The organism is Microbacterium oleivorans (genome assembly GCF_001691565.1).
In the GTDB taxonomy this organism is placed as follows: Bacteria; Actinomycetota; Actinomycetes; order Actinomycetales; family Microbacteriaceae; genus Microbacterium; species Microbacterium oleivorans_B.
In genome coordinates this window covers 2154655-2168749 of record NZ_MAYO01000003.1, presented here as the reverse complement: position 1 = coordinate 2168749, position 14095 = coordinate 2154655, and the positions used below count along the sequence as shown (strand labels likewise).

Sequence of the window (14095 nt, the reverse complement as noted above, 5' to 3'; positions counted from 1 at the left end):
AACCACCGCCGGGGGCCGGATTCCGGTCCCCGGCGGTCATCACGGAAAGGCGCGCCTCATGGTCGATGTCGCAGCCACGCCGGAGTCCCCGGCCACCGCCCCGCAGCACGACGAGGTCGTGCGGATGCGGGACGTCACCATCCGGTTCCCCGGGGTGCTCGCCCTGGACCGGGTCGACCTGACGCTCCGCGCCGGTGAGGTCCACACCCTCATGGGCGAGAACGGCGCCGGCAAGTCGACGCTCATCAAGGCGCTCACGGGCGTCTACGCGATCAACGGCGGCTCGATCGAGGTCGCGGGCGAGCAGCGGGTCTTCCGCTCGACCGCCGACGCCGAGGCATCCGGGATCTCCACGGTCTACCAGGAGGTCAACCTCTGCACGAACCTGTCGGTCGGCGAGAACGTCATGCTCGGCCGCGAGGTGCGGCGAGCGGGCTTCATCGACTGGCGGGCCACCCACCGCGAGGCGACGCGCTACCTCGCCGCCCTCGGGCTCGACATCGACCCGCGGTCCGCGCTGTCGTCGCACTCCATCGCGGTGCAGCAGCTCGTCGCCATCAGCCGCGCGACGGTCGCCGACGCCCGCGTGCTCGTCCTCGACGAGCCGACCTCGAGCCTCGACCGCAGCGAGGTCGACCAGCTCTTCACCGTCGTCCGCGGTCTCCGCGACCGCGGCGTCGCCATCCTCTTCGTCACGCACTTCCTCGATCAGGTCTACGAGATCTCCGACCGCCTCACGGTCCTCCGCAACGGCCAGCTGGTGGGGGAGTACCTGCCGGCGGAGCTGCCGCGGGGCGAGCTCATCGCCAAGATGATCGGCCGCCAGCTCGACGAGCTCGAGGCCCTGTCGCGCACGTCCGAGCGCGAGATCGACCGCACGGCGACGCCGGTCCTCCGGGTCGCGGGCCTCGGACGCAAGAACGTGATCGAACCCGTCGACATGGAGGTCTACGAGGGCGAGGTCGTCGGCATCGCGGGTCTGCTCGGCTCGGGCCGCAGCGAACTCGTCCGCCTCGTCTACGGCGCGGACCGCGCCGACGCCGGCACCCACGAAGTACGGGGGGATGCCGCGCGAATCGTCAACCCGCGGAACGCGATCGACAAGCGCATCGCCTTCTCGAGCGAGGACCGTCGCGCCGAGGGGATCATCGCCGACCTCACCGTCGCCGAGAACATCGTCCTCGGCATCCAGGCCAAGCGCGGCGCGATGCGTCCCATCGGCAAAGCAGAGCGCGACGCCATCGTCTCGGAGTACATCTCGGCGCTCGGCGTCCGCCCCGCCGACCCGAACGCGCTCGTGCGGAACCTCTCGGGCGGCAACCAGCAGAAGGTGCTGCTCGCCCGATGGCTCGCCACGGCCCCGCAGCTGATCATCCTCGACGAACCGACGCGCGGCATCGACGTCGGCGCGAAGGCCGACATCCAGCGCAAGGTCGCCGAGCTGGCGGCCGAGGGCCTCTCGGTCGTCTTCATCTCCTCGGAGCTCGAGGAGGTGGTCCGCATCGCCCAGCGCATCGTGGTGCTGCGCGACCGTTCTAAGATCGGCGAACTGGACGCCACCGACGTGACGGTCGACGATCTGGTCGCCCTCATCGCGCAAGAGTCCGGCGAGACGACGTCGTCTCGCCTCAACCCGGAGACAGCGGCATGAACCCGACCCTGAAGCGCTTCCTGGCGCACCGCCTCGTCTGGCCGATCACGGCACTTCTCGTGCTCGTGATCGTCAACACGATCGCGCGGCCGTCCTTCATCTCGATCACGGTGCAGAACGGGCAGCTCTACGGCCCGCTGCTCGACATCCTGCGCAACAGCGCACCCCTCATGCTCGTGGCCCTGGGAATGACGCTCGTCATCGCGACGCGCGGCATCGACCTCTCGGTGGGGGCCATCATGGCGGTGTCGGGCGCGGTCGCGCTGACCTACATCTCCGCCTCGCCCGCTCCCGAAGACCTGTCGACCGTGCTCGTCGCGATCGCGCTCGCCGTCTTCGTCGCTCTGCTGCTCGGGGTCTGGAACGGCTTCCTCGTCGCCGTCGTCGGGGTGCAGCCGATCATCGCGACCCTCGTGCTCATGCTCGCCGGTCGCGGTGTCGCCCTCCTCATCACGGGCGGCTTCATCACGACCATCACGAGCGCCCCCTACCGGTTCATGGCGCAGGGGTACCTCGTCGGTCTGCCGTTCGCCTTCTACGTCTCGGTCATCGCGATCGTCATCGTCGCGGTGCTGCAGCGCCGCACGGCCCTCGGCGTCCTCACCGAGGCCGTCGGCATCAACCCCGAGGCCAGCCGCCTCGCGGGCGTGCGCTCGCGCGGCATCATCTGGGGCGCGTACGCGGCGAGCGGTCTGCTCGCCGGATTCGCCGGCATCCTCTACTCGTCGAACATCATGGCCGCCGATGCCAATGCCGCCGGCCTCTACATCGAGCTCGACGCGATCCTCGCCGTCGTCCTCGGCGGAACGAGCCTCATGGGCGGCAAGTTCACGATCGCCGGCACCGTCGTCGGCGTCTTCACGATCCAGACGCTCAAGTCGACGATCACCTTCCTCGGGGTGCCGCCTGCCGTCAGCCCCCTGTTCCTCGCGATCGTCGTCGTGATCGTCGTGCTCGTCCAGTCGCCGCGCACGCGCTCGCTGTTCGCCAAGGGGGCCGATGCCGTCCGGGGCGGCACCCGTCGCACCGCGGAGGTGGCCTCATGAGCGCGATCACCGCAGACCTCGGCCGGACCGGCGGATTCGCCGACACGATCCAGCGCTTCCGCAGCCGGCACGCCTCGTGGGTGCCCGTCTTCGCGGCCGTCGTGATCCTCGTCGCGATGCTCATCGGAGCGCAGGCCTACTTCGGCAATTTCGTCACGCCGCGCGTGCTGTCGGCCCTCCTGCTCGACAACGCGTACCTGCTGATCCTCGCGGTCGGCATGACCTTCGTCATCCTCACCGGCGGCATCGACCTCTCGGTCGGGGCGGTCATGGCGTTCACCGGGATGCTGGGTGCCAGCATGCTGAGCCAGGGGATGCCGGTGGCCGTCGTCATCCCGGTCATGCTGGTCCTCGGGGCTCTGATGGGCCTGTTCGTCGGGGTGCTCGTCCAGTACTTCGGGGTGCAGCCCTTCATCGCGTCGCTCGCGGCGATGTTCGCGGCCCGCGGGCTCGCGTTCATGGTGAGCCTCTCGTCGATCCGCGTCGAGGAGCCGGCGATCCTCTGGCTCCAGTCGACCCGCATGCAGGGTGGTCCCGGCAGCTTCTACATCACCCCGACCGGGATACTCGCGCTCGTCGTGGTGGTCGTCGGCATCCTGATCCTGCAGTTCACGCGGTTCGGACGCACGATCTACGCGATCGGCGGCAACGAGCAGTCGGCGCGCCTCATGGGTCTGCCCGTGGTGCGGACGAAGCTGCTGGCCTACGTCATCAGCGGGGTGTGCGCGGGGCTCGCCGGCGTCGTCTTCACGGCGTACACCGGGGCCTCCTACCCGCTGAACGGCATCGGGACCGAGCTCGACACGATCGCCGCAGTGGTGATCGGCGGCACGCTGCTCACGGGCGGCAGCGGGTTCGTGCTCGGCTCGATGATCGGTGTGTTCGTCTACGGCACCATCAAGACGGCGATCTCGTTCCTCGGCGTCGACCAGTCCTGGACGCGCATCACGATCGGAGCGCTGCTGCTCGTCTTCGTGGTCGTGCAGCGTCTGCTGGTCGCCCGAACGGCGCGAACGTCACGGTGATCGCAGCGGCGAACCTCGGGGGAGGCTCACCGCGGGCATGATGGTCCGTATGGATGCGCGCGAAGCAGCGGTCGCGCCGGTCGTGGAAGTGACCGGCGCGACCGTTCGCTTCGGCGCGGAGACCGTGCTCGACGCGGTCGACTTCCGGCTGCTGCCGGGCGAGGTCCACTCGCTCATGGGTGAGAACGGGGCCGGCAAGTCGACGCTGATCAAGGCGATCACGGGGGCGCTCGGACCGGATGCCGGGACGATCCGCGTCGGCGGTGAGCCGGTGCACTTCGCCTCGCCGGCCGACGCGCTGGCCGCCGGGATCAGCGCGGTCTACCAGGAGATCGACCTGCTCCCGAACCTGACGGTCGGCGAGAACGTGCTGCTCGGCCGCGAGAGCCGACGCTTCGGCGCGATCGACTGGCGCGAGACCCACCGCCGTGCGGCCGAGATCCTCGAGGGTCTCGGGCTCGAGATCGACCCGCGTACCCGCCTGTCAGGTCATTCGCTCGCCGTGCAGCAGCTCGTCGCGATCGCCCGTGCGATCTCGGTCGACGCCCGCGTCGTCATCCTCGACGAGCCGACGTCGAGCCTCGACCTCGACGAGGTCGCCGAGCTCTTCCGCGTCATCCGAGAGCTGACCGCTCGGGGCGTCGCGGTCCTGTTCGTCTCCCACTTCCTCGACCAGGTCTACGAGATCTGCGACCGCATCACGGTTCTCCGCGGCGGGCGCCTGATCGGCGAGTACGTCCCGGCGGAGCTCCTGCGCATCGACCTCGTCGAGAAGATGCTCGGTCGCGGGGCCGACGAGATGGACGTCCACCAGCGCGACGATGCCGCGGCATCCGTCCCGATCGCGCTCGCCGGACGGGGTCTCGTCTCCGGGGCCGCACTCCTCGACGCGACCCTGACGATCGGCGAGGGCGAGGTCGTCGGGCTCGCGGGGCTGCTCGGTTCGGGCCGGAGCGAACTGGCTCGTGCGCTCACGGGGGTGGACCGACCGGATGCCGGTGTGCTCGAGGTGCGCGGTGCTCCCGCCCACCTTCCGACGCCGCGGCGGGCGATCGGTCAGGGCATCGTCTACTCCTCGGAGAACCGCCGGACCGAGGGGATCATCGGCGACCTCAGCGTGCAGGACAACATCACGCTCGCGCTGCAGGCCGACCGCGGCATCCTGCACCGGCTCGGCAACGCGCGCCGCCGGGAGCTCGCGATGAGCTGGATCGAGGCGCTCGACATCCGGCCCGCCGACCCCGATCGCCCCGCGGGGACGCTGTCGGGCGGCAATCAGCAGAAGGTCCTGCTCGCGCGCCTGCTCGCCCTCTCGCCCCGCGTGCTCGTGCTCGATGAGCCGACGCGCGGCATCGACGTCGGCGCGAAGGTCGAGATCCAGCGACTCGTCGCCGACCTCGCCGACAACGGGCTGTCGGTGCTGTTCATCTCGGCGGAGCTCGAAGAGGTGCTGCGCGTCTCGAACCGCGTCGCCGTCATGCGTGGGGGGCGCCTCGTCGACACGATCCCCGCGGAGTCGCTCACCGTCGACTCGCTTCTCGCACTCGTCGCCCGCCCGGAGGACGAGACGTGAGCGACGAGCGCGGCGCGAAGTCCGCGAACATCTTCGACGTCGCGCGCTTGGCGGGCGTCTCGCACCAGACGGTGTCGCGGGTCCTCAACGACCTTCCGAACGTCCGGCCGGCGACGCGTGCGCGGGTCGAGCAGGCGATGGCGCAGCTGCGGTACAGCCCGTCGCCGGCCGCTCGTGCGCTCGTCACGAAGCGCACCCGGACGATCGGTCTCATCACGCCCGGGACGGCGGACTTCGGGCCCACCTCCATCGCGATGCACTTCAACGTCGCGGCCCGCGTCGAGCGGTACTCCGTCGATTCGGTGACGGCTCCCGACACGGATGCCGCCAGCATCCGCTCCGTCGTCGAGGGGCTGCTCCGGCAACGCGTCGACGCGATCGTGCTGGTCGTGACGGATCTGGGTGTCCTCGAAGTCGTCCGCGGCCTCGACCTCGGCGTGCCGATGGTGGCCGCTGCCGCCACCCAGCGCCGGAACCGCCAGCTCGTGTCCATCGACCAGTACCGCGGCGCTCGCTCCGCCGTGCGCCATCTCGCGGAATCGGGGCACCGACGCATCCTGCACATCGCCGGCCCGTCGCGGAATCCCGATGCGGTCGAGCGCATCCGCGGGTGGCGGGACGAGCTCTCGGCGCATCAGCTCGCGGTCGTCGAGCCGATCCACGGCGATTGGACGGCGGCCAGCGGCGCCGACATCGGCCGGAGCCTCGACGTCTCGCCCGGCGACGCGGTGTTCGCGGGCAACGATCACATGGCGATCGGCCTGCTGTCGGCGCTCCGATCCCGGGGCCTGCGCATTCCGGACGACGTGGCCGTCGTCGGGTTCGACGACGTGCCCGAGGCCGCCTACCTGTCCCCGCCGCTGACCACGGTGCGGCAGGACTTCCGTGCGCTCGGGGAACTGATGATGCAGAAGGTCCTCCTCGCGGTGGAGGAACCGGATGCCCTCACCGAGGACACACCCCTCCCCACGCACCTGATCGTGCGGGAGTCCTCCGCTGCCGTCAGGCGGTGACGGCGACGCGCGTCGACCGCGCGCGCAGGCGTCCGACCCAGACGACGAGCGAGCCGATCACCACGAAGGCGATCGCGATCCCGACGATGTAGGCGGCGACTCCGCCCCAGCCGCCCACGCCGTTCGGGTCGAGGAAGGGGTACGGGTACCAGAACGCCACCCCGTCCGTCGGGTCGATCACGAGGGGTCCGCGCACGAGCGTGTAGCCGATCCAGAGGATCGGGACGGCGAGGATCGCGACGACCGATCGCCAGGGGAGGGCGCTGCGGGTGGGGGCGAGGAAGAGGTCGAGCAGGAGGAACAGCGGTGCGACGACGTGGAGGATCTCGTTCGCCCACGCGACGTGGTCGTCGGATGTCGGGAACCCCCGCAGCAGCAGGTTGTAGACGACGCCGGTGATGAAGAGGTACGTCGTCGCCGCGGCGAGGCCGAGCGCGACACCGGCGGGTTCGCGTTCCTCGTGCGATGGCCGCATCCAGAACCAGATGACCGCCGCGAGAAGCGCGAGGACGCCGACGATGTTCGAGAGGATCGTGAAGAAGCTGAAGAAGTTCGCGATCGTCGTCGCGACGTCGCGGTCGTTCGCGATCGCGGTCCGGACTGTCGTCACGAACTGGGCGACGACGGCGGACATCATGAGAGCGGCCGCGATCAGCCGGAGAGCCGACCACACTGTCGGCCACGTTCGGGTACGCATGACGGAACCCTAGCGCGCGACGGGCGGGGTCAGGCGGCGCCTTCCCGAGGGTGCACCTCGCGCCCTCGACGTGCCCCCGCCCGGAAGATCGCCACCCCCACGGATGCGACCGCGATGACGGCGGCGACCCCCAGCGTCGCGGTGGCGAGGTCCCACATCATGAAGCGGATCAGCCAGACGATCGTCCAGATGACGGCGGCGCCTCCGATGCGACGGGCGACGGCGCGAGCGCGCGCGACGGCCGCCAGCAGGGCGAGCCCCCAGAGGGCGGCCGCGAGGAAGCCGGTGAACTCCTCGGTCAGGACTCGCAGCCAGATCGCTTCGGAGGGTTCGCCGACACCCACCTCGAAGAAGAGGTGGAAGGCGACGAGGATGCCGGTCGTCACCGCTGCCGTGACGGCCGCCGCGACGCGGGCACGCACCGGCGCGAGCAGGCCGAGCAGGGCGACGACCGTGAGCGTCACCGTCGTGATCGCGCGAGGACCGGCCAGCGGGTCGAGCTGTGCGTAGATGAAGACCGCGACGCCGGCCGTGGCGGTGGCCGCGAGGGCGATGCGCGCCGCCCGAGCCGCGCCGCAGAGGATCAGCACGAACGCGATCGCCCACAGCCCGGCCACGATGAGCCCGGGGCTCGCCTGCAGGTCGGGATTCTGCCCCTCCGCGGGAAGACGCCCGTCCATACGAGTGCTGAACCCGCTGAAGACGCCGAACATCACGGCGAGGGCGAGCCCGGTCGCTGCGGACGCGGTGGCGAGGGCCTCGCGGGTGACCGGCGGCATCCACCCCAGGACGCGGACCACGAGGCCGCTCCGCATCAGCGCGATGCGCTCGCCGCGGGAGGGCTCCTCCCGGCCCTGCGCCTCGGCTTCGTCGAGCAGCGTGCCGAGCATGGCCTCGCCGTGGCGTTCGCGCCACGAGAGCGGGTAGGCCCGGAGGGCGCGGCGCCAGGGGGTGTCGTCGATCGTGGTCACAGGGCACCTCCGAACGCGGGGCGCGCGGGCCGCAGCGACAGGCGGCGCCGGGCCTCGGCGACGGTGACCTCGCGTCGCGCGACCTCCTCGGCGAGCAGACCGACGCCGTCGGGGGTGAGCTCCACGTAGCGGCGGACGCGCCCCTGCACCCGTTCCTCACGAGCGATGCGGATGGTGCCCTCCTTCTCGAGGCGATCGAGGGCGGCGTAGAGGGTGGCGACCTTGAGGCGGACGTGACCATCGGACACGCGGTCCACCTCTTCGATCAGGGCGTAACCGTGCTTGGGGCCGTCGGCGAGAGCCGTCAGCATGAGGAACGTCGGTTCCCGCATCTCCTGCGTCATGAGGCGACCATACTCTGACGGGCAGAGTATGCACCAGTCCCGCCTTCGGCGCTTGTCACCCGGCCGGATAGGATGGGGTGTAACCGTCCGATAACGGGGGAGACCCATGCCAGGCATCGTGATCGTCGGAGTTCAATGGGGAGACGAGGGCAAGGGCAAAGCCACCGACCTCCTGGGTGAGCGCACCGACTGGGTCGTGAAGTTCAACGGCGGCAACAACGCCGGCCACACCGTCGTGATCGGCGACGAGAAGTACGCCCTGCACCTGCTGCCCAGCGGCATCCTGTCGCCCGGCGTCAACGCCGTCATCGGCAACGGCGTCGTCGTCGACCTGGAGGTGCTCTTCGCCGAGCTCGGCGCCCTGCAGGCCCGCGGTGTCGACGTCTCGCGACTGAAGGTCAGTGCCAACGCGCACATCATCACGCAGTACCACCGCACCCTCGACAAGGTGACCGAGCGCTTCCTCGGCAAGAAGATGATCGGCACGACCGGTCGCGGCATCGGCCCGACCTACGCCGACAAGATCAACCGCACCGGCATCCGCGTGCAGGACCTCTTCGACGAGAACATCCTGCGCCAGAAGGTCGAGGGTGCCCTCGACCAGAAGAACCACCTCCTGGTGAAGGTCTTCAACCGCCGCGCGATCACGGTCGACGAGGTCGTCGACGACCTCCTGTCGTACGCCGAGCGCGTGCGCCCTATGGTCTGCGACACCGGCCTGCTGCTGAGCGAGGCGCTGGATGCCGGTGACGTCGTCGTCTTCGAGGGCGGCCAGGCCACGATGCTCGACATCGACCACGGCACCTACCCGTTCGTCACCTCGTCGTCCGCGACGGCGGGCGGCGCCTCGACCGGATCGGGCGTCGGCCCGAACCGTCTCGATCGCATCGTCGGCATCGTGAAGGCGTACACGACGCGTGTCGGGTCGGGCCCGTTCCCCACCGAGCTCTTCGACGAGGACGGCGACTTCCTGCGCTCCCGCGGCTTCGAGTTCGGCACGACGACCGGCCGTCCGCGCCGCGTCGGCTGGTACGACGCTCCCATCACGCGGTACGCGACGCGTATCAACGGGATCACGGACCTGGTGCTCACCAAGCTCGACATCCTCACCGGGCTCAAGGAGATCCCCGTGTGCGTCGCCTACGACGTCGACGGCGAGCGGTTCGACGAGGTGCCGGTCAACCAGACCGACTTCCACCATGCGACGCCGATCCTCGAGAACTTCCCCGGCTGGGACGAGGACATCTCGACCGCCCGCACGTTCGAGGATCTGCCGCAGACGGCGCAGGACTACGTGCTCGCGCTCGAGAAGATGAGCGGCACCCGCATCTCGGTGATCGGCGTCGGCCCCGCGCGTGACGCGGTCATCGTGCGCCACGACCTGCTCGACTGACCCGTGCGGTTCCTGCTCGGCGGGTACTCGGCCGACATGGGCGGATCGGCGACGGGCATCGGGCTGCTGGATGCCGGTGGCGCCGACTCACCGCTCGCGAGCGGTCCGCTCGGGGTCGGCCGTGACGTCGTCGCGGCGGAGTCGCCGTCGTGGATCGCGCGGCATCCATCCCTCGACGTCGTCTACGCCGCGCTCGAGGGCCGGGGCACCGTGCGCGCTTACCGGCGCACCGGCGACACCACGTTCGCGCCGCTGGGTGCGGAGGTGGCCGTCGGGGAGAGCCCGTGCCACCTGCTCGCTCTCGAGGACGCCGTGATCGTGTCCTGCTACGGCGACGGCGGCGTCGTCCGGGTCGCGCTGGCTCCCGACGGGCGACCCGGCGCCGCGCGTCGCTGGGCGGCTGTCGCCGACGGGGCCCCGGCATCCGATCTCGCCTCCGCGGCGCGGGCCCTGCGCGCGATCGTCGGCGACGAGTACGCGGACTTCGTGCCGCACGCCGACGACGACACCGACGACGAACCGGAGGCCGAGACGTCGGGACGCCCCTCGCGCGCCCATCAGGCGGCATCCCTCCCTGGAGGTCTCATCGCGACGACCGACACCGGGCTCGACCTGGTTCGGTTCTGGCGCGGCGGACGCGAGATCCAGCGGCTCGACCTGCCCGCGGGGACCGGACCGCGCCACCTGCGTGCGCACCCGAGCGGGCATCTCTACGTCGTGACCGAGCACTCGAACGAGGTCTTCGCTCTCGCGCCGGACGCGTCGGGAATGTGGCGCCTGGTCGGGGGAGCTCAGCTGGGCGCGTACCCGGGGGATGCCGGAGCCGAGCTCGCGATGTCGCGTGACGGCGTGCACCTCTATGCGGGACTGCGCGGCAGCGACACGATCGCGACGGTGAAGGTGCGCGGTGCGGGCGAGACGCTGACGCCGGTGGCACTGGCCGAATCCGGTACCGTGTGGCCGCGTCATCACGTGGTGGCACGGGACACGCTGCTGGTCGCCGGGCAGCACGCCGACGAGGTCGTGTCGCTCGCGATCGACGACCGGACGGGCGTTCCGGGTCGCGTGCGGCACCGGACAATAGCACCGGCGCCGACCGTGCTCCTACCCTTCCCTGCGTGATCGGGCGTCCCGGTAACGTGTCGGACCGGAGGGGTTCATGAGCGCGGGTGGGCGGACGAGGGCGGCCCGGTCCACGGGGCCGAGCCTCGAGGGGTTCACCGTGCTGATCACCACCGTCGGTCTGGTGACCGCCGGGCTGATCGCTCTCGGATACGCCGGTGCCGGCGATTTCGAGGCCGGTCCGATCGGTCGCGCCGGTGGTGAGTACGCGCTGTCGCCGTGGACGAACCCCGACCCCGTCGTCGCGGAGGAGCCCGAAGCCGACACGTACCGGGGTCCGGACGGCGCGGTGATCAGGCTGACCGATCTCGACGTCGACACCCCCATCATCCTCACCCCCGCCGAGGGCACTCGCGTCAGCGCCGTCTGGGTCACGGGTACCGACGGCCGCATGGTCACAGAGGGCGAGGGAGGCGAGCCGCCGCGCTTCTCACCGCTGCGGGACGGCCAGGTCGTCATCCTCGTCGAGCAGCCTGACGTCGAGTTGTGGATCGACGGCCCGTCCGACGAGACGTGGGAGGCGTCGTTGCGGTTCGACCGGGGCCTACGTGCCGATGATGTGCTCTCGAGCTCGCAGACCCTCATGTTCACCCACGACGGCGGCGCGACGACGGCGCGCGTGAGCGCACGCGGCGGCGACAACCTCTCGATTCAGGCCGTCACCGCCCACGGAAGCGAACGACCGCTGAATGAAGATTCACCGTTCGACCGGTCGATCGCCTGGCGGGACTCGCCCCTCGTCCTCTTCTACATCGAGTCCTGGCACGACACCGCGTGGCGGATCGAGTTCCCGACCGACGCCGCATCGACGCCGACGCCGACGGTGACGCCATGACGGCGGCCGCAGATGCCCGGATCCGACGCTTCTCGACGATCACCTTCCTCGCGGGGTCGGTCGTCGCCATCGTCCTGGCGTTCATGGTCGTGCCGTTCGTGGGCATCAACCCGGCGACGGGAGACCTGCTGCTCACCAATCCGAACGAGTACGAGAACCGCCCGTGGGCGGACCCCGGTGCGCAGGAGGTCCGCGTCGACGGCGACACGCTGATCGGGACGGCGGGCACCGGGTACCTCGACCTCCCGGCGGGCGACGACGTCTGGGTCATCGGCCCGCTCACTCAGGGCCAGCGGAACTACCTCCACGTCCATCAGCAGACCGACGTCGACGTGAATACCACCGAAGACCGGCCGACCTACATCGGCCTCGTGACCGGGTCGCGCTCGCTCACCTTCGTCGCCGGCGACCACGCGAGTCGTCTCTGGTTCGCCCCGCGGCTGACCGACTGGCGCGCGACGGTCTCCCGGAAGACGCCGACGCCCGTCGAGGGCAGGACCGTGTCGGGGGAGGGACCCGCCCTCCTCGTCTACGACGGCGAGGCCCTCAGCGGACGCTTCGTCTACCAGGGCGACGGCTTCTTCGGAGTCGAAGCCCTCTACCCCGGAGAGGCCGCCACCGACGTCGCGCAGGGATTCGACGACGTCGACACGAGATCGTCCTGGCCGCCGAGCGATCGGGTCGTCTTCCGTGTCGACTCGGACGACGGCTCGGGGACGTGGACGATCCGACTCGACGAACCGGCATCCGACTCACCATGACCACCACACGAAAGGGAACCGACGTGACCTTCGACGCCACGCTGGATGCGGCCTTCAAAGCCCGCCTGCCGCTGCTGTACCTCGAGACGGCCGAGGAGGTGCGCGCCGTCGCGGCGATCACGGATGCCGCGCACGCCCAGCGCAACCGCCGCCGCGTGTGGACGTGGACGTCCGCCCTGGGGCTGATCGACCCCGAGGGCAAGAGCGTCTCCAACACGACGAATCCCGCGCGGGCGCTGCAGCATGCGGCGGGAGTGAGCGACCCGAGCGTCTTCATCTTCTGCGACCTGCACGCCTACTTCGGCAGCGAGCACCGATCCGGCGACCCGGCGATCGTGCGGACAGTCCGCGAGACGGCGCTCGAATTCCGCCACGGTGACGTGTCGCGCACCCTCGTCGTCACGGCGCCGGTGCGGGTGATCCCGCCCGAGCTGGACGAGCTCACCCACCTGTTCGACTTCCCGCTGCCCACCGCGGCGGAGATCCGCGAGCTGCTCGACACGATGATCGCCAACAATTCCGGCGAGATCCGCGTGGATGTCGACGACGCAGCGCGCGAGGCGCTCGTCCAGGCCGCGCTCGGGCTCACGATGGCCGAAGCCGAGAACGCGTTCGCGCAGGCGATGGTCGACGACGGCACGCTGACCGCCGACGACATCACGATCGTCCTCCACGAGAAGCGCCAGGTCGTCCGCAAGTCCGGCGTGCTCGAGTTCGTCACCGGCGAGCTCGACCTCGACGACGTCGGCGGGCTGAACAACCTCAAGCGCTGGCTTGCGCGACGCAACGGATCGTGGCTCCCGAGCGCACACGAATACGGTCTGCCTTCGCCGAAGGGTGTGCTGATCACCGGCGTCCCCGGCTGTGGCAAGTCGATGACCGCGAAGGCGACGGCGGCGTCGTGGGGGCTGCCGCTGCTGCGGCTCGACATCGGCCGGATCTTCTCAGGGCTCGTCGGCTCGAGTGAACAGAACCTCCGCACCGCGATCGCGACCGCCGAGGCCGTGGCGCCCTGCATCCTGTGGGTGGACGAGATCGAGAAGGGCTTCTCGAACACGACGGGTCAGGGCGACTCGGGCACGACGGCACGCGTATTCGGCACGTTCCTCACCTGGATGCAGGAGAAGAAGCACCCCGTCTTCGTCGTCGCGACGGCCAACAACATCGACGCCCTGCCGCCGGAGTTCATGCGCAAGGGCCGCTTCGACGAGATCTTCTTCGTCGACCTGCCCACCGCGGTCGAACGGGAGGCCATCTGGACGCTGCAGCTCTCCGCGCACGCCACGTCGGCGAACGGTCTCGGCGAGGTCGCTCGCGATCCGGCGGCCATCTCGTCTCTCGTCGCCGCGAGTGAGAACCACTCGGGCGCCGAGATCGAGCAGGCCGTCGTCGCGGCGTTGTACGACGGCTTCAGCGACCGGAAGACCATCACGACGGATGTCGTGTCCCGGGTCGTCGACACGATGATCCCCCTCGCGGTGACCCAAGCGGAGGAGATCCAGCGCATCCGGGCCTGGGCGGCCCAGCGGGCGGTCGGGGCGACGGGCGCGGAGGACCTCGATGCGCTCGACGGCGCCGGGATCGAGGCGGAGGGCCACGGCGTCCTGTCGTCGCGCCGCGGCGGTCGTACCGTGGACTACTGATCGTCGGGCGAGGAACGGGAG

The 14095-nt window shown here is 70.3% G+C and carries 13 protein-coding genes; 10 read left to right on the top strand and 3 right to left on the bottom strand.

Going from position 1 to position 14095, the window contains the following annotated elements; translation table 11 throughout:
- Positions 1-58: 58 nt before the first annotated feature.
- Genes BBA86_RS13160 through BBA86_RS13140 form a run of 5 tightly spaced genes read left to right on the top strand, consistent with a single transcriptional unit; the run spans position 59 to position 6308 of the window.
- The gene (locus BBA86_RS13160; RefSeq protein WP_065571966.1) at positions 59-1651 is read left to right on the top strand and encodes a sugar ABC transporter ATP-binding protein; all 1593 of its coding nucleotides are present in this window, start codon (positions 59-61) and stop codon (positions 1649-1651) included.
- Complete coding sequence (locus BBA86_RS13155) at positions 1648-2697, top strand: ABC transporter permease (RefSeq protein ID WP_065571965.1); 1050 nt, start codon at positions 1648-1650, stop codon at positions 2695-2697. Before BBA86_RS13160 ends, BBA86_RS13155 begins: the two co-directional genes overlap by 4 nt.
- Entirely contained in the window at positions 2694-3722 is a 1029-nt protein-coding gene (locus BBA86_RS13150; RefSeq protein WP_065571964.1) for an ABC transporter permease subunit, read from the top strand. Before BBA86_RS13155 ends, BBA86_RS13150 begins: the two co-directional genes overlap by 4 nt.
- A gap of 49 nt (positions 3723-3771) precedes the next feature.
- A complete protein-coding gene (locus BBA86_RS13145) occupies positions 3772-5295 on the top strand; it encodes a sugar ABC transporter ATP-binding protein (RefSeq protein WP_065571963.1) in 1524 nt (507 codons plus the stop codon).
- On the top strand, positions 5292-6308 hold the full coding sequence (locus tag BBA86_RS13140; RefSeq protein ID WP_065571962.1) for a LacI family DNA-binding transcriptional regulator: 1017 nt from the start codon (positions 5292-5294) through the stop codon (positions 6306-6308). The genes BBA86_RS13145 and BBA86_RS13140 overlap by 4 nt, the downstream gene beginning before the upstream one ends.
- Here the strand turns inward: BBA86_RS13140 and BBA86_RS13135 are convergent.
- From BBA86_RS13135 to BBA86_RS13125, 3 genes are read right to left on the bottom strand one after another with little or no spacing between them, the layout of a single operon-like run.
- On the bottom strand, positions 6298-7005 hold the full coding sequence (locus BBA86_RS13135; RefSeq protein ID WP_065571961.1) for a Pr6Pr family membrane protein: 708 nt from the start codon (positions 7003-7005) through the stop codon (positions 6298-6300). The genes BBA86_RS13140 and BBA86_RS13135 overlap by 11 nt on opposite strands.
- 29 nt (positions 7006-7034) lie before the next feature.
- Positions 7035-7976 carry a hypothetical protein gene (locus BBA86_RS13130; protein WP_065571960.1) on the bottom strand — a complete coding sequence of 314 codons (942 nt, stop codon included), beginning with the start codon at positions 7974-7976 and terminating at the stop codon, positions 7035-7037.
- On the bottom strand, positions 7973-8320 hold the full coding sequence (locus BBA86_RS13125; protein WP_065571959.1) for a PadR family transcriptional regulator: 348 nt from the start codon (positions 8318-8320) through the stop codon (positions 7973-7975). The genes BBA86_RS13130 and BBA86_RS13125 overlap by 4 nt, the downstream gene beginning before the upstream one ends.
- A 106-nt stretch (positions 8321-8426) precedes the next feature.
- On the opposite strand from BBA86_RS13125, the gene BBA86_RS13120 reads away from it, so the two are divergent.
- The 5 genes from BBA86_RS13120 to BBA86_RS13100 all read left to right on the top strand — a co-directional run bounded on the left by BBA86_RS13120 (position 8427) and on the right by BBA86_RS13100 (position 14074).
- Positions 8427-9713, top strand: coding sequence for an adenylosuccinate synthase (locus tag BBA86_RS13120; RefSeq protein WP_065571958.1), 1287 nt, complete (start codon positions 8427-8429; stop codon positions 9711-9713).
- A gap of 3 nt (positions 9714-9716) precedes the next feature.
- A complete protein-coding gene (locus BBA86_RS13115) occupies positions 9717-10835 on the top strand; it encodes a lactonase family protein (RefSeq protein WP_065571957.1) in 1119 nt (372 codons plus the stop codon).
- Between the two features lie 100 nt (positions 10836-10935).
- On the top strand, positions 10936-11670 hold the full coding sequence (locus tag BBA86_RS13110; protein ID WP_223247103.1) for a hypothetical protein: 735 nt from the start codon (positions 10936-10938) through the stop codon (positions 11668-11670).
- Positions 11667-12431, top strand: coding sequence for a hypothetical protein (locus BBA86_RS13105; RefSeq protein WP_065572321.1), 765 nt, complete (start codon positions 11667-11669; stop codon positions 12429-12431). Before BBA86_RS13110 ends, BBA86_RS13105 begins: the two co-directional genes overlap by 4 nt.
- On the top strand, positions 12428-14074 hold the full coding sequence (locus BBA86_RS13100; RefSeq protein ID WP_223247102.1) for an AAA family ATPase: 1647 nt from the start codon (positions 12428-12430) through the stop codon (positions 14072-14074). The genes BBA86_RS13105 and BBA86_RS13100 overlap by 4 nt, the downstream gene beginning before the upstream one ends.
- The last annotated feature ends 21 nt before the right edge of the window (positions 14075-14095 follow it).